The 18,362-nt window shown below is 68.4% G+C and carries 18 protein-coding genes; 14 read left to right on the top strand and 4 right to left on the bottom strand.

The genetic code is table 11. From position 1 onward, the window contains the following. Positions 1-69: 69 nt before the first annotated feature. Positions 70-468, top strand: a complete 399-nt coding sequence (locus tag ACTIGN_RS24380) for a hypothetical protein (RefSeq protein ID WP_439628739.1) — start codon at positions 70-72, stop codon at positions 466-468. 95 nt (positions 469-563) lie between these two features. Further along, on the top strand, positions 564-1,220 hold the full coding sequence (locus tag ACTIGN_RS24375) for a hypothetical protein (protein WP_439628737.1): 657 nt from the start codon (positions 564-566) through the stop codon (positions 1,218-1,220). Positions 1,221-1,363: 143 nt separating this feature from the next. On the opposite strand, the gene ACTIGN_RS24370 is transcribed toward ACTIGN_RS24375, so the two are convergent. The 4 genes from ACTIGN_RS24370 to ACTIGN_RS24355 form a co-directional block, all read right to left on the bottom strand. Continuing rightward, positions 1,364-2,206 carry a sugar phosphate isomerase/epimerase family protein gene (locus tag ACTIGN_RS24370; RefSeq protein ID WP_439628735.1) on the bottom strand — a complete coding sequence of 281 codons (843 nt, stop codon included), beginning with the start codon at positions 2,204-2,206 and terminating at the stop codon, positions 1,364-1,366. Between the two features lie 574 nt (positions 2,207-2,780). Then, positions 2,781-4,589, bottom strand: a complete 1,809-nt coding sequence (locus ACTIGN_RS24365; protein ID WP_439628733.1) for an ABC-F family ATP-binding cassette domain-containing protein — start codon at positions 4,587-4,589, stop codon at positions 2,781-2,783. Between the two features lie 156 nt (positions 4,590-4,745). After that, a complete protein-coding gene (locus ACTIGN_RS24360; protein ID WP_439628731.1) occupies positions 4,746-6,089 on the bottom strand; it encodes a hypothetical protein in 1,344 nt (447 codons plus the stop codon). A 228-nt stretch (positions 6,090-6,317) separates the two neighbouring features. After that, positions 6,318-7,244 (bottom strand): nucleoside hydrolase, encoded by a 927-nt coding sequence (locus ACTIGN_RS24355; RefSeq protein ID WP_439628729.1) that lies wholly within the window; start codon positions 7,242-7,244, stop codon positions 6,318-6,320. A gap of 986 nt (positions 7,245-8,230) precedes the next feature. Between ACTIGN_RS24355 and ACTIGN_RS24350 the strand changes: the two genes are divergently transcribed. From ACTIGN_RS24350 to ACTIGN_RS24295, 12 genes are all read left to right on the top strand, one after another. Beyond that, complete coding sequence (locus tag ACTIGN_RS24350) at positions 8,231-8,677, top strand: hypothetical protein (protein ID WP_439628727.1); 447 nt, start codon at positions 8,231-8,233, stop codon at positions 8,675-8,677. Positions 8,678-8,743: 66 nt separating this feature from the next. Then, positions 8,744-9,070, top strand: a complete 327-nt coding sequence (locus ACTIGN_RS24345) for a hypothetical protein (RefSeq protein WP_439628725.1) — start codon at positions 8,744-8,746, stop codon at positions 9,068-9,070. Between the two features lie 511 nt (positions 9,071-9,581). Beyond that, complete coding sequence (locus ACTIGN_RS24340) at positions 9,582-9,779, top strand: carbon storage regulator (protein ID WP_144944391.1); 198 nt, start codon at positions 9,582-9,584, stop codon at positions 9,777-9,779. A gap of 309 nt (positions 9,780-10,088) precedes the next feature. Continuing rightward, a complete protein-coding gene (locus tag ACTIGN_RS24335; protein WP_439628723.1) occupies positions 10,089-11,024 on the top strand; it encodes an isoaspartyl peptidase/L-asparaginase in 936 nt (311 codons plus the stop codon). Positions 11,025-11,171: 147 nt separating this feature from the next. Beyond that, positions 11,172-12,032: a hypothetical protein gene (locus tag ACTIGN_RS24330; protein ID WP_439628721.1), complete on the top strand. Its 861-nt coding sequence runs from the start codon at positions 11,172-11,174 to the stop codon at positions 12,030-12,032. 217 nt (positions 12,033-12,249) lie between these two features. Further along, entirely contained in the window at positions 12,250-13,056 is an 807-nt protein-coding gene (locus tag ACTIGN_RS24325) for a pseudouridine synthase (protein WP_439628719.1), read from the top strand. A 147-nt stretch (positions 13,057-13,203) separates the two neighbouring features. Further along, on the top strand, positions 13,204-14,025 hold the full coding sequence (locus ACTIGN_RS24320) for a dihydroorotate dehydrogenase electron transfer subunit (RefSeq protein ID WP_439628717.1): 822 nt from the start codon (positions 13,204-13,206) through the stop codon (positions 14,023-14,025). 278 nt (positions 14,026-14,303) lie between these two features. Continuing rightward, on the top strand, positions 14,304-14,744 hold the full coding sequence (locus ACTIGN_RS24315) for an NADH-quinone oxidoreductase subunit A (RefSeq protein ID WP_439628715.1): 441 nt from the start codon (positions 14,304-14,306) through the stop codon (positions 14,742-14,744). 8 nt (positions 14,745-14,752) lie between these two features. Continuing rightward, positions 14,753-15,334 (top strand): NADH-quinone oxidoreductase subunit B, encoded by a 582-nt coding sequence (locus ACTIGN_RS24310; RefSeq protein ID WP_439628713.1) that lies wholly within the window; start codon positions 14,753-14,755, stop codon positions 15,332-15,334. Between the two features lie 90 nt (positions 15,335-15,424). After that, positions 15,425-15,931, top strand: a complete 507-nt coding sequence (locus ACTIGN_RS24305; RefSeq protein WP_439628712.1) for an NADH-quinone oxidoreductase subunit C — start codon at positions 15,425-15,427, stop codon at positions 15,929-15,931. 116 nt (positions 15,932-16,047) lie between these two features. Beyond that, positions 16,048-17,277, top strand: a complete 1,230-nt coding sequence (locus ACTIGN_RS24300) for an NADH-quinone oxidoreductase subunit D (protein ID WP_439628710.1) — start codon at positions 16,048-16,050, stop codon at positions 17,275-17,277. 10 nt (positions 17,278-17,287) lie between these two features. Further along, positions 17,288-18,352 (top strand): leucine-rich repeat domain-containing protein, encoded by a 1,065-nt coding sequence (locus tag ACTIGN_RS24295; protein ID WP_439628708.1) that lies wholly within the window; start codon positions 17,288-17,290, stop codon positions 18,350-18,352. Positions 18,353-18,362 lie beyond the last annotated feature (10 nt).

The raw sequence follows: 18,362 nt of genomic DNA, 5'->3' as shown, positions 1-18,362 counted from the left end.
AGGGCGACCACCCCTCACACTAACGCACACGGCTTGCATGGATTCTTTCGGCGGCAGGAGGGTCTGCGGGTGGAAGTCTCTCTCGGGCCGTTGCCCACCGAGCTGCACGACCGCATCCGCCAGTGGGTCGCGTCCGATCGGTGGGCCGGCCCGGAGACCGCGTGGCCGGACGCCGTGGCGATCAGCGGCGGGCCGGCGTGGTGTACACTGCTCGACCCGGACGGCGGGGTGTACTGCTGGTGCCCGTGGGACGACACCGTCACCCCAATCGAGGACGGTCCGCGGAAAGTGTTAGAGGTCGTCATCGGGGCCAAGTACCGCCCCGAGCTGGCCGTGTGGCTGCCCGCCCAGCCAGCCGGCGCTCTGTTGTGCGTCGGGTGCCGCGGGGTGGGATGGCGCGACCCGTCCGGGCCGTCCGACGTCTGCCACGCCTGTGCGGCGCTGGGCTGGCTACCACCGGAGAGGTAGGCCGAGCGCGGTGGCGACTCCCGGCACCCCGGCAGAGCGCGCCCCCGTGTCGTTGGCGGCGGGACGGGCTAAGATGCTCTCCCGGAGGTGCGCCGGTGGAAGAGCGCTGTTCACGATGCCTGCACGCGGTGCGGCTCGGCGACCGCGGCCGGCGGCCGCCGTGGTGCCCGCACTGCGGGACCGACTTCGTTCCCGCACCGCTCGGCACGCCGGGCCCCGACCCCGCGGCCGCCGAGGTTGTCCCGGTCCCCGTCGGCGAGTTCCACGCCCCGGCGGTCCGCCGCGGGCCGAGCCTGTTGCAAGTCGCCGTCGGGGTGGCCGTCGCGCTCGCGGTCCTCGGCGCGGTGAAGGACGCGCTGACCCGCGACCCCGAGAAGCCGTTCCGCGAACAGCACCTCAACCAGTTCCGGGCGCTCCGCGAGGAGCCGCCCGCGTCCGTCGCGTTCCGCCGCAACGCCGGGGGAATCATCGTCACCGACCCGATTGAGGTCCGCACGTTCCTCGACCTGGTCCTCGCCGCCGAGCCGGTGCGCCCGCACGACACCGAACCCGTCGACGAGGTCTCGGTCACCTTCCCCGGGGTCGCCGGCACCTACCTGATCGGCCGCGACTCCCAGAACGGCGACGAGTTCTGGCTCCGCGTCCGCACGCCCGACGCGCCGGGAACCGACGACGCGCGCCGCGTGGTGCAGTTCACCTCCCCGGCCCTGACGCAGTGGCTCCAGCGGACGAAGGTCGCGGCGCTGCCGTAGCGCTCAAGTCGAGAAGCGATGGCACGCGGAGGACGCGGATCAAAGCCGGGATGAAGAGGATCGGGCACAGCAGGAACCCGTTTGATCTTCTTCAATCCCGTCTTTGATCCGCGTCCTCCGCGTGCCATCGCTTCTTTCCCTGCCTATGCCTCGGCGAGGCACTCGCGCAAGAACCGCACGCCGTGCTCGATGTCCTGGAACCGTTCGAGCTGCGTGCCGGCCTCGCGCTCGATGCACAGCGGCCCCTGGAAGCCGATCCGCTTCAGAGCCTTCACGAACGCCCGCGTGTTCGTCTGCCCGCGGCCGAGCGGCACCTCTTCCCCCCACGCCCCCTCCACCGTCGGCCGAACAGCGTCTTTCAGGTGGACGCTGCGAACGTGCGGGGCCAGCACCTCGATCGCCTCGAGCGGGTCGTCCATGTCGTAGAGGAGCATGTTCGCCGGGTCGAAGTTGACCATCAGGTTGTCGCACTTCAGGTCGGTGAGCGTCCGGAGCAGCAGCGCGCTCGACTCCTGGCCGGTCTCGAACGCGACCGTGACGCCGGCCTCGCGCGCCAGCTCCGAGACCCTGGCGAGCGTGTCGAGGAACGGGGTGCGGGCCGGGTCGCCGGGGTGCGGGAGGAACCCGGCGTGGAGCATGAGGTCGGTCAGACCGAGTTCGCGGGTGCGGGCCAGTCCCCACCGGAACCGCTCGAGCCGCTCGGGCCGGGTCGCCGGGTCGCCGAACCCGCCGGTCCGCTCGATGGTCTTCGGGGTGGTGTAGTCCTCGCCGGGGAACCCCAGCATCGCGCCGCTCATGCGGAACCCGGCGGCGGTCGCCGCGGCGGGCATGGCGTCGCCCTCGGCCCACGAGGCGTGGTGCGGGTCGCCGCAGGCGATCTGGACGACGTCGACCCCGAGCCGGTCGAGGAACCCCTTGAGTTCGGGGACGCTGGTCACCTGCAACGACCAGCTACACACGCCGATTGCCAGCGGCTCGATCGCCATTCGTGGTTCTCCGGGAGGAACGCAAGGGGTGCGGGGGCGATTGTATCCGGCCCCCTTTCAAGACGCGAGTGTCCGATTGCAGAGGCCGACTGTCCGGCACTCCGACAAGTTGAACGATCGTAAGAATGCGCACCACGCTGCCGTTACAATTTCTAAACGCCGTCTCTGAAAGGGCTTGTGCGAATAATGTGAATCATGAGAAATCGCGGCTTCTCAATTGCTATGAGGTAGTCCACGCCCAGATGAAGATGACGAATCACCGCTCACCAGTCTCACCACCGCTCCTGCTCCACCATTGCCCTTGGAGCGCGATTCGGGGTTGAGGACGGCGCGATCGCCCACGCGCCGTCCTCCCCTGAATCGTTTTTTCGTCATCTACTCCTCTGAATCGTTCAATCGCGATCCGCCGTCTCAACGTGTCACAGAATTCCGGAAACTGGTCGGAAGCGGGAGTGCCCCGAGTCAGACCCGATGTCGTGGATCATTTGCCCTGGGTGGGGCAGGCATTCTTGCCTGCCTCCGGAAGCACCTGGAGGCAGGCAAGAATGCCTGCCCCACCAGACTGAAACGGGCATCACCCTCCGGACCGCCGGGCCTCCAGCTCCTGCCAGCGGGCGAAGAGCCTCTCCACCGCGGCCTGCGCGTCTTCGAGGGCGCGGCACGCGGTGCCCATCCCGACGTGGTCGCTCGGCGGCACCCGCGCCACATCCGCCTCGCGGGCGGCGACGGTCGCCTCCGCCGCGGTGATCGCCGCCTCCATCCCGTCCCACTCCTGCTGCTCGCGGTAGCTCAGCTTCTTCAGCTTCGCCGCGGCCGCTTGCGGCTTCGGGGCGGCCGCGGCCGCGGGCTTGTTCAGGTCCGCGGTCGAGCGCTCGTAGGCCGTTAGCCACTGGCTCACGCTGCCGTACGGGGCGGCCCCGCCGCGGCCGTCGAGGCCTATCACCTCGGTGCAGAGCCGGTCCATCAGGTCGCGGTCGTGCGTCACCAGCACCACCGCCCCGGGGAACTCCGCGAGGCTGTCCTCCAGCACCTCCAGCGACGCGATGTCGAGGTCGTTGGTCGGCTCGTCGAGGAACAGGACGTCGGCCGGCTTCTGCATGAGCTGGGCGATCCGCACCCGGGCCTGCTCGCCGCCGGAGAGGGCGCTGAGTTCGAGGTTCAGGTGCTCGGGGGAGAACAGGAACCGCTGCGCCCACGCGGCGACGTGCAACTGGCGGTCGCCGAACGTGACCGTCTCGCCGTTCGGGGACAGCGCCTTCCGCAGCGGCTGCGAGAGGTCGAGCGCCGCCCGGCCCTGCTCGAACATCACGACCCGCAGCCCGTCGGCCCGGGTGACGGTGCCGGCGTCGGCCGCGGCGTCCCCGGCGAGCACCTTCATGAGCGTGCTCTTCCCGCTGCCGTTGGGGCCGAGGAGCCCGAGCTTCGTCCCGGGGCTCAGCAGGATGTCGAGGCCCGAGAACAGCGGGCGGCCGCCGAGCGCCTTGGCGACGCCGGTCGCGGAGAGGAGCTTCCGGGTCTGCCGGCCGGTGCCGGCGAAGTCGATCCCGGCGACCCCGGCGGCGGCCGTGCGGTACTTCAGGTCGGCGAGTTCCTCGCGCCGCTGGCCGGCGGCCTCGATCCGCGAACTCGCCTTGCGGGTGCGGGCCTGGGCCTTGTGGCCGAGCCACTCGGTCTCGCGGCGGACCTGGTTGGCGACCGCCTGCCGCTGCCGCTCCTGGCCGTCCAGGAACTCGTCCCGCTTCTCGGCGAAGTCGTCGTACCCGGCCGCGATGCGGAACGCGCCGCCGGGGTACACGCGGCTCACCTCGAGGATCTCGTCGGCGATGGCCCGGAGGAACGCCCGGTCGTGGGTGGCCGCGAGGTAGCCGAACGGCGCGTTCCGCAGGAGCCGCTCGAGCCACACGACGCCGGGGAGGTCGAGGTGGTTGGTGGGCTCGTCGAGGAGCAGCAGGTCCGGCTTGCGGGCGAGTTCGCGGGCGAGCGCGAGCCGCTTGCGCCACCCGCCCGAGAGCGTCTCGGCGAGCTGGTCGAGGTCGTCGAACCCGACCTGCGTGAGGGTGATGGTGGCCTGGGTGTCGCGCTCGTGCTCCTCGGGCACCTCGGCCGCCAGCGCCGCGGTGACGACGCCGTGAACGGTCAGCCCGGGGGGGAACGCGTCGTCCTGCGGGATGTACCCGACCCGGACCCCGCGGCGGCTGGTGACGGTGCCGGCGTCGGCGGGTTCGAGGCCGGCGAGGATCTTCACCAGCGTGGACTTGCCGGCCCCGTTCGGGCCGATGAGGCCGACCCGCTCGCCGGCGCGGAGGTCGAGACAGAGCCCCGCGAACAGGGGCCGGTGGGCGAACGACTTGGTGAGGTTTTGCGCGCTGAGCAGAAGGGACATGCCGCGTTCCGGGTGCCGTGGGGTGGACCCGGTCATTCTACGGGGCGGTTCTGACTTCAAGTTCGAAGCACGAAAATCGAAGCACGAACCAAACTCGCCGCCTGGATACCTTTCGTGCTTCGTGCTTCGAATTTTTGCGGCAGTGATCGAGCGGGGTCACTTCTTCTTGCCGAAGCCGCCCTCGCGGAACGGGTTCGGCTTGTCGCTCTTCTCGCCCTTGTCGGTCCTCTCCTCGCGGTTCCAGCCCTTGCCCGAGGGCGGGCCGCCGGCCGGCTTGTCGGTGGCGGCGCTCACCTTGTCGGACGACGGCGGGGTCGAGCCCGGGAGGGCGAACCCGCCGGTGCCGCGGCTGGCAACCGACCGGCCCGATGATGACGGGAACGCGCCGCCCTCGCCCGTGATGGCCGCGATCCGGGCGTCCTCGGACTGCTTGAAGTTGAACCGCACCAACTCGTCGGCGGTGATGAGCCCGTCGCCGTTGAGGTCCATTTCGAGGAACCTGGCGATGTCGTCGCCCGACTTCCGCCACTCGTACAGCGCGACCTGTCCGTCCTTGTCGGTGTCGTACTTGTCGTACCACTCCGGGAGGTCCTTCGGCAGGTGGCCGTACCGCATGGCGACCGGCTTGGGCTCGACCGCGTCCTTCTTCTCGTCCTTGCGGCCGAAGCCGTTGTTGGGGTCGCCCCAGTTGGGGCCGTTGAACCCGCCCGGGGGGCCGCCGAACCCGCCCCGGTCCCCACCGCGGTCCCGGTCGCTGCCGCCGGGGCCGCCGCGGTTGGCGTAGTAGCCGCGGTACTCGTCGCCGTCGACGAACCCGTCGCCGTTGCGGTCGATCTGCTGGAAGTTCTGCTTGAGGCGGTCGTCGGCCTCGGCGAACGCGATCCGGCCGTCGCCGTCGCGGTCCTGTTCCTTGAGGCGCTGGGCGGCCCGGTCGTCGGGGTTGCCCCCGCCCGGGGGGCCACCGAAGCCGCCGGGGGGGCCGCCGGAGCCCCCAGGGGGGCCGCCGGCCGGTGGGCCGCCCGGGGCACTCGTCGTGAACGTCATCGGCGCGCCCGGGGGGCCGCCGGGGGCGGGGCCGGCGGCGGCCCGCGCGGCCTTGGCCGCCTCGCTGCGGGCGAAGTGGTCGAGGTACTGCGCCTTGGTCATGATGCCGCTGTCGGGCAGCGGGATGCTCCCGTCGCGCTCGGCCCGCTGGCGGCCGAACTCGCGCATCCGCGGGTCGATCTTGCCGAGGTCGATGGTGCCGTCGGGGCCGGCGGCGCTGCGCTGGAGCATCGACCAGACCATCTCCGGGTCGGCCTTGAACCCGCCGCCGGGGCCGCCGCTCCCCCTGCTGAACCCACCGCCGGGTTGCCCACCGAACCCGCCCGCCGGGGGGGCCACCGGGGCACCGCCGTCGCGGCCCTTGAACTGGGCGGTCGTGTGGACGGGGCCGTACACGAGGACGCCCCCGACCAGCAGGCCGAACGCACCCAACTTCACGAGGCGATTGCGAACCATGGCGAAACCCCGGGCGGCACGGACCGATCCACAGAGAAATGTACCCCCGAGCTCCCGCCCGTGTCACGGGATATCGCCCCAGGTCTCATGCGCCTTTCATGACCGGGCCTGGCCCGGAAATTCGAAATCCGAAGCACGAAACTCGAAAGATGAAGCCCAAGACAACAAGACCCGCAACAGCACACGCCCGAGTTTCGAGTTTCGTGCTTCGGATTTCGAATTTCCGGGTCACGCCGCCTGCTTCAGCACCTTGACGATGTAGTCCCGCACCTCGGCGACCGAAACGCTCGTCGCGACCCGGCAGTTCGCGGCCGCTGTGGGGCTCGGGCGGGCGTCCACGACGGTCATGCCGCGGGTCAGTTCGCCGCGGGTCTCGACGTCCACGTAGTGCGGCTCGCTCGACACCAGGGCGGGGACCGCGACCGCCACCGTGCCCAGCACGTCCTTCAGGTGGAACCCCTCGATCCCGTAGAGGTTGGAACTCGCCCGGATGCCGAACGGCACGATCTTCCGCAGGAACTGGCACGTCCGCGAGTCCGGGTTCGGGAGTTCCAACAGGTCCAGCGGGGAGAAGACGAGTTTGCGGGTGACGTCGAGCGGAACGAGCAGGGGGTGGAGTTCGCCGTGCATCACCCGCTTGGCCGCGTCGGGGTCGAGGTGGATGTGGAACTCGGCGACCGGACCGGCGTTCCCGGGCACGGTCCACGCCCCGCCGATGATGACCGTCTGGTCGAGTACCGCCGGGAGCGTCGGGTCGCGGTCGAGGGCCGTCGCGAGGGTGGTGAGCGGGCCGAGGTTCACGACGGTGACCTGCCGCGGGTACTCGTGGGCGAGTTCGCACAGCACCTTGTCGGCCGGGTGGAGCGTGTGCCGGGTGGCGCTCGGAAAGTTCACCCCGCCGAGCCCGCCGGGGCCGTGGAGGGCGAGGCCGTCGGCGTCGTACCGGGCCGGCAGCGCAGCCGCAAGCCGGGGCCACTTGGGCGGGTCGATGACGTCGATGAGCGTGTGGACGTTGGCCGTGGCCTGCTCGGCGCTGACGTTCCCGGCGGTCGGGAGCAGGCCGAGGACGTCGAGGTTGGGGTCGTTGAGGGCGAGCGCGACGGCGAAGGCGGTGTCGATCCCCGGGTCGGCGACGATGACGATCTTGCGTGGCATGGGAGGTGTCCTACCGCGTGCGTCGGGTGACGGGCGAGCCGGTGCCGCGCCTTCACAATCGAAGGCCCACGCGAAACATCATACCGCACCCGATTCCCCCGCGAAACGGGCTACTTCGGGTCGGACCGGGTGGACCGAATGCAATCGATGAGGGCGTTGAGGGCGGGCGCGATGGTTCCGGCCGGTTGGGGGTGCCCACCCAGGAGACTCGCGGAGACTCAGGAGACTCACGGAGGCATCCGGAACCAACCGAAACACGTCCGGAATCATCCGAAACACGTCCGGAACCAACCCCGACACCCCCGAACCAATCCGAACCTGGCCGAGCGTTGAGGAAGCCCGCTCGCGAACCGGAACCGGCGCTCCTCAAGTTCCCGGAGTGATTCCCAACCACCGAAGGAATACCTGCCGGAACCACTGAAGCACCCAGTCAGCACACTCGATGAGCAAGCTCGCAATCTCGTGCCCTTGATGGCCTCTGGGTCGGAGTGTAAGGGCAAAGCGCTCGGTGGCGCGCGTCGCCTCATCTCTTATTTCGGCCAGGACAACGAAAACGCCCCAGAGCCCCAACGCGCTGACGCTCGACCCCAGAAGGCAGACGAGCAGAGTCACCAGCACCCGCACCTTCGTGTTCATCGCGGCCCCTTCCTTCCGCCACGATCCCCTCGCACGCACCGTATGCCCGCCCTGCTCCGCCCCTGCAAACTCTTCCCGGATCGCACGACCCGCTCCGAACTCCGCTGTACACCACTCGGCGATGTCCAGAAATGTCTAATTTCACCCGTCCCCGACTGCTAACAACCGCCATTTATCGATCCGATTTCGCCGGATCGCCGTTCCGGGGGAGAAAAGTCAAAAAAAACGCCGCGGTCGAGTTGACACGTGTAGTGTACGGGCGTATAAGTAATCGTGTCGGGTGCTACTGAGGAGTTGAGCAGCCGACGGGTGAACGCAACGGCGGAACGAGCACGAGGGAGGGAAGGACCATGGAAAGCTGGCGTCTGGTGTGGCGAGAAGGGTTCGCCCCCGTCATCTCGACGAGCGGCCTCGAGTCCTTGCGGGCCGCCCTCCAGGGCGACGACCCCCGGCTCACGCAGGGCAGCACCACCACCCCGCCCCCGCTGATGTGCGTCCAGGACTGGCCCGTCGAGGCCGCCTGCGCCCTCGGGTTCTGCGGGTGGCAGGGCGACGACCTCGAGACCGTCGGCCAGGTCGAGGAGTTCTTCGCCCGGGCCTGCTTCGAGGCCGACCAGCGGCTCGGCGAGCCCGCCGCGTGCCGGTGGTTCCTCAACTGGTTCGACGACACCCCCCGCGCCGACATGCGGCGCGACCTCCTCGCCGAGGTCGAGCGGTCCCTGGCCGAGCGGTTCCCGATCGAGCGGCCCGCCGCCGCGGGCCTGCAACACGAGAAGACCGAGACCGCCGCGGCCTGACCCGGCCCGGTCCCGAGGCGCCTCCACCCCCAACACACGCAATCAATCACTGAAGCGGAGTCAGTCATGATCGCCACCTGCCGCCACTGCTCGAAGTCCAAGGTGAACCGCCCCCGGGGCCTGTGCTGGAGCTGCTACTACACCCCGAACGTCAAGGAACTGTACCCGTCCACGAGCAAGTATGCACGCCGCGGGGTCGGGAATTTCACCGGAAACGCCCCGCTCCCCACGGCACCGACGACCGCCGCCCCCGGCACGCCGGAGAAGCTCGCGGTCCTCGAGCAGCGGGCGAAGCTCAAGCAGGCGCTGTTCCACCCGGCCGACGCGCGGTTCGCCGGCGACACCCGCCCGCACGAGTTCCTGAAGGGCCAGCAGCAGGCCGTGGCGGCCTGACCACACGTCCGAATGTCACCACCGGCGAGGGGGCGCGGGAAGCGGCGCCCCCTCGCCGGTGCGTGTTTGTCCCCGTCCGATACCGAAGTCTGGTGGATGCGTCCGGGTCCGGTTCAACCGGACTTGGCATAACTCGGTCGCGGGGCGAACCTTCAACCGTTTTCGCCACTCTTACGTTTGGCGAGTGACAGCGCGGTGTCACAACACCCCGAAGCCAAAGTGTCCGTCCGAGTCTGGTTGGCGGGGTTGTTCCGGCGGCGCGGGTCGGTCCGAACCGGGGGCCGCGCCGGGACGGTCCCTGGCCGCGCCGACCGGCGCAAGCCCCGGCGAAATCACCGATTGCGTCCGGGAGCGTAGGTAAAGGTCGGGGTGCGCCCGTTGTGCCGACGGTGCGCCCTGCGAACCAAATGTCCCGCTCCGCATTTGGCTTCCCAGGCCGGGGCCGCGCGATTCGTGGCGTAGAATTGGAAAGCGTTTTCAGGACGACTGGCGCTCAACGGAGGACAACCCCATGCTGGTACTCAGTCGCAAGCTCGGGGAAAAGATTTTCATCGGCGACAACATCTGCATCACGGTCGTGGACATCGACCGGGGCAAGATCCGGCTCGGGATCGAGGCACCACGGGACGTGCCGATCTACCGCCAGGAGCTGCTGCCCCTGCACCAACAGAAGGTGGAGGGTCAGACCAACCTGCCGGCGGTCTCCTGACGGCCGGGGACGAGCGCCGCTCCGAGCCACCGGCTCGAGTCCCGACCGCGGGGGCGGTACGCGGATTCGCCGGACGGGGCTCTCGCCGCCTCCCTCCTGAGCGCACCCGACCCGTGCGCGGCACCTTCCCGGGTGTCGCGCACGGGTCGCGGTTTTTGTGGGGCGGAGTGTTGTGGTGTTGAAGAGTGTTGAGAGTGTTGACGTGCCGGGAGTGTTTGCGGTCACCCACGCATTCCTCGAATCGAAGCCGCGGCGTACAACACCCCAACACTTTCAACACCTCAACACTCCCAACACTCTCAGAATCCCATGCCCGACCCCATCGTGATCGCGACGTGGCCGTTCGGTAAAGTCGCCGCGGAGGCCGCGCTGAAGGCGCTGGCGAACGGCGACCCGGCCCTCGACGCGGCCATCGCCGGCGCGCAGGCCGTCGAGGACGACTACTCGTGCCGCACGTCGGTCGGGTTCGGGAGCCTCCCGGACCGCCTCGGCCGGCTCACGCTCGACGCGTGCGTCATGGACGGCAAGACGCTCTCGTGCGGGGCGGTCGCCGGGGTCGAGCACATCAAGCACCCGGCCGCCCTGGCCCGCCGCGTCATGGACAAGACCCCGCACGTCCTGCTCGTCGGCGAGGCCGCGAAGTGGTTCGCGCTCCAGCAGGGGTTCCCGCTCGAAGTGCCGTACACCGCCGACGCCATCAAGGAGTGGCTGGAGCGGCACCCGGACCTCAAGCAGAGGCCGGGCGCGAACCCGCCGGCCCCGTGCGACGGAGCCTCGGAGATCAACATCGACGCGGACCACCACGACACGGTCACCGTGCTGACCCGCGACAAGAAGGGGAGCCTCGGCGGGGCGTGTACCACGAGCGGGCTCGCGTACAAGTTGCCGGGCCGGGTGGGCGACTCGCCGATCATCGGGGCCGGGCTGTACGCCGACGACCTCGCGGGCGCGGCCGGCGGCACCGGGGTCGGCGAGGAGATCATCCGCATCGCCGGGAGCAGCTACGTCGTGGAGCTGATGCGCTCCGGGAAGTCGCCGCAGGAGGCGTGCGTGCTCGCGTGCGAGCGGGTCAACAGGACCGCCGGCCGCCGCGGGGTCCACCCGGCCCGGGTCGCGTTCCTGGCGCTCGACCCGAAGGGAAACGTCGGTGCGGCCTGCACCGCCAAGACGAACTTCGAGTACGCCGTCGGCCGCGGCGACAGGGTCGAGTTGCTCCGGGCGAAGGAGGTCTCCGCGGCCATGTGACGGCGCAAGTCGGGCGGGCGCGGCCGTTCCCAGTCGCCGGGGTCGGGTTGCGGACCAGGGGAAGGTTCGCTATGCCCCCCCGGTATCCGGGACTTCACATCGCGGCGCGGTCAGGGGAAGACGCGCCCAGTCGGGGGGTAGGAAGCCGTGTCGCACGCGTCACAGAAGAGGTTCGATCAGGAACCGGGGCCGGACAGCAGCGGGGACGAGACGCCGGCACTCGTCGAGGTCGTTCGCACCGGGGGGGGCGAGCCGGCCGCAAAGCCCAAGGACGAGGAGCAGATGTCGCTCTTCTGGCGGGTGTTCGGCGGCACCATCCTGAGCATGGTCACGCTCGGCACGATCACGCTGTACAACAACGTCTCGTCGAACATCGCCGAGTTGCGGAGCGAACTCAGCCGCGAGCGCGAGGCCCGCGCCGAGCTGATCCGCAAGGACGAGTTCAACTCGCGGATGACCACCCAGTACGAGCGGATCCGGGCGCTCGACTCGCAGAAGGCCGAGTGCGAGGTGCTCAAGGAGCGGGTCGGCGGCGCGGCCGCGGCCCTCGAAGGGCACAAGAAGGACTCCGCGGCGTGCCTCGACCTCGTCCGCAAGGACATCGAACTGATCAAGAAGGAGGCGGCCGCGCTCGAGGTCCTGCGGGAGCGGGCGCAGGCGAACGCCGAGGGGCTGAAGGCGGTCCGCGACGAGGTGCTCACGCTCCAGAAGAGCCTGGATCAGAACAAACTTGCCGACCTTGAGCGAAAGGCGAGCCGCGACGCCCAGGCCAAGCAACTCGACGACACGATCAAGGACATCCAGCGCGGCCTCCAGGACTGCCGCGAGAAGCTGGCCCGCCTGGAGGGGCAGCGGTCCGCGGGGATGAGCGACGCGGCGACGGTCCCCGTCCCGTTCCGCACGTCACCGGGCGAGCCCAAGGGGGCCGGGGACGCGGGCGTCAAGCCGGCGGGCGGCACCGCCAAGCCCGCCCCGGCCGAGCGCCGTGGCGAGAAGGGCGAGAACTGACCGCACGATGCCTTGTCGAAATCACGTCGAGAACCGGACGGGTGGTTGGCGGGCCGCCACGGAGGGCGGCCCCTACAAACCCAGAGCCGACGTCTCGTAGGGGCCGCCCTCCGTGGCGGCCCGCGTGAGGCGGCGACCCGCGTGAGCCGACGGACCGCAAGGAACAGGGGCGCTGGCCCCTGTTTCGCGTTCCCGGCCCCGGCTATAATGTTCAATTATGGAACGCCTCAACAAGTTTCTGGCCCACGCCGGCGTCGGCTCCCGCCGGTTCTGCGACACCCTCATCGTCGCCGGCCGCGTGAAGATCAACGGCGTCCGCGTCACCGACCTGGGCATCAAGGTCGACCCGGCCGCGCACCAGGTCGCCGTGGACGACCAGCCGGTGAAGGCCGAGCGGCTCGTCTACTGGGCCGTCAACAAGCCCGTCGGGCACCTCTGCACCAACGACGACCCGGACGGCCGCCCCCGGGCTATTGACCTCCTGCCCCACGTCGACCAGCGGGTGTACACCGTCGGCCGGCTCGACGAGGCCAGCGAGGGGTTGCTCCTGATGACCAACGACGGCGACCTCGCCGTCTCGCTGATGCACCCGCGGTACGGCATCCCGAAGATGTACTTCGTGCTGGTCGCCGGGAAGCCGGGACCGGACGACCTCCAGAAGCTCCTCGACGGCGTGTGGCTCAGCGAGGGCAAGGTGAAGGCCCGGAGCGTCAAGCGGCTCAAGGCCCAGGGGAACAGTACCTGGCTGCGGGTCGTGCTGACCGAGGGGAAGAACCGCGAGATCCGCCGCATGCTCGCGAAGCTCGGCCACAAGGTCATGAAGCTCCGCCGCGTCGCCATCGGCCCCATCAAGCTCGACAAGCTGCCCAAGGGCAAGGCCCGCCGCATCAGCGAGACCGAGATGGCCGACCTGCGGAAGTTCGTCGCCACCGCGAAGGACAAGATCGAGCAGGCCCGCACGCGGGCTGCCAACCGAAAGCCGGGCGATCTGCCCAAACCAAACAACGAAGACAGAAGAGGGTGATCCACCGATTCCGCAGAAGACACAGATTTGAAGACCGGGGACGAGGAGACAAGAAGGGACCGCACGCTCCTCGGGTTTCTGTCTGTTTTATCTGTGTCTTGTGCGTAATCTGTGGATCAACTTTGCCTGTTGCTTTGTGGTTTCTTCATGTTCCACCGCACCGCCCGCGTCACCGAACACGTCCAACTCGCCGAGCGCACGTTCCGCGTGCGGGTCGAGTGCCCCGAGGTCGCCGGTGCGATCCGCCCGGGGCAGTTCGTCATGCTCCGGCTCCCCGGCACCACCGACCCGCTCCTCGGCCGGCCCTTCGCACTCTACGACACGGTCCTCGATGCGAGCGGCACGCCGGTCGCGCTCGACGTCGTGTACCTCGTCGTCGGGAAGATGACCGGCCGGCTCGCGAGCGTCGAACCGGGCCAGAAGCTCGAAGTGTGGGGGCCGCTCGGTAAGCCGTTCCTCGACGTCGGCACCCCGGAGCGGGTCGCGCTCGTCGCCGGCGGCATCGGGCAGACGCCGTTCCTGGCCTACGCCCGCGAACTGCTCGGCACCCGCGGGTTCGGCGGCGACGCCCCGCGACAGCGCACCGGGAAGGTGTCGCTGTACTACGGCGTCCGCACCGCGGCGCTCGCGGCCGGGGTCGACGACTTCCGGGCCGCCGGGGTCGAGGTTCACCTCGCGAGCGACGACGGGAGCACCGGCACGAAGGGGTACGTCACGCAGTTGCTCGCCTCGCACGGTAAGACCGGCCCGCTGGTCGGGTGCGGCCCGGAACCGATGCTCCACGCACTCGCGAAGGTCGCCGCCGCGTGGGAGGTGCCGTGCCAGGTGTCGCTGGAGACGCCGATGGCGTGCGGCGTCGGCATCTGCTTCAGTTGCGTGGCGAAGGTGACCACGCCCGACGGGTGGGACTACAAGCGGGTGTGCGTCGACGGCCCGGCGTTCGACGCCGCCCAGCTCGTGTGGGGCTGACGCCCGCTCCGATCGAGTCGTGTCCCCCGGCGGCTTCGAGCCCGAGCGCCGAGCGAGGGGTGAGCGTGAACCCTCGCTCGGCGCTCGGGCTCGGACGGACACCGATCCCAAAGACCTGGTCCGAGCCGGCCGCTCAAATCGGCCATTTCCTTGACGGCCCGAACACCTTCCGTAGTATCTGGAACAGAGGAACTCTCTCGCCTCGACACACTGTCGAGGTTGTTTTTTGGCCGGGCTTGTGAAATAATTCACAAACACCCGCGCGGGAGGGACGACGAATGACCGTGCCCCCGGTCCAGACACCGGCCGGACTGGAGCCCGCCTTCAGCCTGGAGGCGTACTACCCGGTTCTCGTGTACGCCGTGGTCGCGGTCCTGTTCGCACTCACCACGGTCGCGGCCACGCACCTGTTCCCGTTCAAGCCGCGGAAGCTCACGAAGGTGAAGCAGATGGCCTACGAGTCCGGCATGGACCCGGTCGGCTCGGCCCGGATGCAGTTCGACATCAAGTTTTACCTGATCGCGATCCTGTTCCTCGTGTTCGACGTCGAACTCCTGTTCCTGTACCCGTGGGCGGTGATCGCCTACGGCGAGAGCGGCGACCAACTGTGGCGCACGGTGTTCGGCCGGGTCGCGTTCCTCGAGATCCTGGTGTTCATGGCGACGTTCGCGATCGCCTACGTCTACTCATGGAAGCGGGGGGTGTTCCAGTGGCGATAACCGGCCTGATGCCCGACTTCCTGGTGACCAAGATCGACGCGCTGGCGAGCATGCTGCGCAAGCACAGCCTGTGGCCCATGCCGTTCGCGACCGCGTGCTGCGGCATCGAGCTGATGGCGACCGCGAGCAGCCGGTACGACATCGCCCGGTTCGGCGCCGAGGCCATGCGGTTCTCGCCCCGGCAGTGCGACCTGATGATCGTCGCCGGCCGCGTGGTCATGAAGATGATCCCGGTCCTCCAGCGGATCTGGCTGCAAATGCCGGAGCCGAAGTGGTGCATCAGCATGGGCGCGTGCGCGTCCAGCGGCGGCGTGTTCGACACGTACTCGGTCGTGCAGGGCATCGACCGGTTCCTGCCCGTGGACGTGTACGTGCCGGGGTGCCCGCCGCGGCCCGAGCAGTTGATCCGCGCGGTGCTCGACATCCAGGAGAAGGTGCAGCGGACCGGGACGATCGACGCCCGCGAGTTCGCCGCCCGCGACAGCTACGAAGGCCCGACGCCGCTGGCCAAGGAACTCGGGCCGGAAGACGCGATCGTCGCCCCGGGCGACTACACCACCGCGACCCGGTTCCGCCGCCCGCTGAACTGAGTGCTTGGCGAGCCGGGAGCGTAAGCGACCGGAGGTATTGCTGAACAAGAACTCCGGTCGCTTACGCTCCCGGCTCGCCTGGAGATTTCAATGCCCGCGTACCTCGACACGCTGACCGCCCGGTTCCCCGGCGCGTTCGCGACCTCGACGTTCCGCGACAACCCCCGCGTCGTGCTGTCGGCCGAGAAGGCCTACGCGACGGTGTTCCCGCTACTGAAGTGCCTGAAGACCGAGTGCGGGTTCGACATGCTCGCCGAACTCGCCGGCATCGACTACCTGAACTACCCGGGGGCCACCGACCGGTACGGCGTCGTGTACGGGCTGGTGAACACGACCACGGCCGAGCGGGTGTTCGTGAAGGCGCACGCCAACGACCCGGACCCCGAGCTGCCGTCGGTGTACGACCTGTGGAAGGCCGCCGACTGGATGGAGCGCGAGGTGTACGACATGTTCGGGGTGAGCTTCGCCGGCCACCCCGACCCGCGCCGCATCCTGATGCCGCACGAGTTCACCGCGTTCCCGCTGCGGAAGGACTACCCGCTGCGGGGGTACGGCGAGCGGCACAACTTCCGCCCGGTGACCCGGGCCGAGGGGTGAGAAGAGGAGCCACGGATGAGCACGGATGAAACACGGATAGGAACTAAGACGTGATCTGAGTTCTTGTCTTGATCCGTGTTTCATCCGTGCTCATCCGTGGCTGATTGGAGTCTTCGATGCCACTTGAAACCGCCACTCCCGTGGAAGACGTCGCCGGTGCGGACCGGGAGTACCTGTACACCCTGAACTTCGGGCCGCAGCACCCGGCCACGCACACCACCCTGCGGCTCATCCTGACGCTCGAAGGCGAGACGATCGTCAAGGCCGTGCCGGACATCGGGTTCCTCCACAGCGGCTTCGAGAAGCTCGGCGAGGACCTCGACTTCAACCAGTACGTCACCATCGTCGACCGGATGAACTACATCAGTCCGTTCGCGAACGAGTGCGCGTGGTTCCACACGGTCGAGAAGCTGCTGAACATCGAGATCACGCCGCGGTGCAAGTACCTCCGCACGATCCTCGCCGAACTCGCCCGCATCAGCGACCACCTGTTGTGCGTCGGTGCCGCGGCGCTCGACCTCGGCGCGCTCACCGCGTTCCTGTACGCCTTCAACCAGCGGGAGAAGGTGTACGACATCATGGAGTTCGCGTCGGGCCAGCGGTTCCACCCGAGCTTCTGCCGGGTCGGTGGGCTGATGAACGACGTCTCCGACGACGTGGTCGCCAAGATCCGCGACTTCGTGAAGACCTTCCCGAAGGCCCACGCCGACCTCGTGCGGCTCCTGAACCGCAACCGCATCTTCGTGGACCGCACCAAGGGGATCGGCGTCATCTCCAAAGAAGACGCGATCAACACCGGGTGCTCGGGGCCGGTGGCGCGGGCCGCGGGCGTGGTCCGCGACCTGCGGAAGGACGAGCCGTACCTCGCGTACAAGGACCTCGCCGGGTCGTTCAAGGTGGTGTGCGGCAAGGGCGGCGACTGCTACAACCGGTACCTCGTCCGCATGGGTGAGATGGCGGAGTCGCTGAACATCGTCCGCGCGGCGGTGGAGAACATCCCCGGCGGCCCGGTGAACGTGAACCTCGAAGACAAGCTCACGATCCCGGACAAGAACGCGACGTACCGGAGCATCGAGGGGCTGATCCAGCACTTCGAGCTGTTCATGTGGAACCGCCGGTGGGAGACGCCTGTCGAAGAGGTGTACGGGGCGCAGGAGGCCGCGAACGGCGAACTGGGGTTCTACATCGTCGCCGACGGGGGCGGGCGGCCGTTCCGGGCGCGCACCCGTCCGCCGTCGTTCATCCACTTCGCGGTGTTCCCGCAGATGATCGAGGGGCACCAGATCTCGGACGTGCCCGCAGTCCTCGGGAGCCTGAACATCATTGCCGCCGAACTCGACCGGTAAGGAGCGAGAGATGCAGCGTGTCTTGCTGGCCGTACCGTTCCTCCTTCTCGCGGGACTCGTCCCGCGCTGCGGGGCAGGCGACGCCGAGGACTTCGCGGCACTCAAGGAATGGCTCGCGTTCACTGGCGAGAATACGTCAGCAGCTCACTACCAAGCCGGCTTCGAGATGCAGCTTGGTAACAAGACGAACGACCTGCACCTGAAAGGGCTGGCGAAGTTCGCCCCGAAGCGGTTGTGGAAGATCAAACTCTCCACAACCATCGCACTCGGGAACAACGGTTGGGAGTCCGCGATCACGAAGGAGGGTGTGAAGGAACTTGCCGCGCTACCAGGGTTGACTTGGCTGCAGGTGTACGACAATTTCGGCAACGTCGAGTTGAAAGAATTGGCTGCGTGCAAGAACTTGGAAACGCTCGTCCTCTACCCGTCGAAGGTAAGCGACAACGGGCTCGTCCACCTGAGCCGCTTGACCAAACTGCGAGAACTCGACCTGAGCGGCACCCCTGTCACAGACGACTGCTTCGAGCCGCTCTCGAAACTGCCCAGTTTGGAGGTGCTCAACCTGTCAGGAACGAAGGTGACGGGCAAGGGGGTGGGCAAACTTGCGGCACTCCCGAAACTCACCGAACTTGACCTGCCGAATAGCAAGGTCTCAAACGCCGCGATGGAAGAGATTGGGAAACTCAAGACGGTCCGCAAACTGGACCTCCGTAACGTACCCGTGACTGAAGACGGGCTGAAATCGTTGGCCGGATTGGTCGAACTCCGCGAACTCCGCCTCAGTGACACGAAGGTCACCGACGCGAGTGCGCCGCATCTCGCGGGGTTCGTGAACTTAACTTCGATTTGGCTCGACGGCACCAAGGTCGGCGACGAGTGCGCCAAGGTTCTTGCTAAGTTGCCGAAACTTCAGACTGTGTGGCTTAGCAAAACCACCGTTACGGACGAGGGTGTGAAGGCGTTACCAGCTCTGAACGAGCTTCGTCACCTTGAGATCGGGAGATCCAAGGTGACGAAGGAAGGAATTGCGGCTCTAAAACAAGCGATCCCGAAGTGTCGCATTGTTGCCGAATGAATCCGGCGGG

Origin of the sequence: Gemmata sp. (assembly GCF_051859125.1) — a bacterium.
Classification (GTDB): domain Bacteria; phylum Planctomycetota; class Planctomycetia; order Gemmatales; family Gemmataceae; genus Gemmata.
This window is presented reverse-complemented; position numbering and strand designations above follow the sequence as displayed.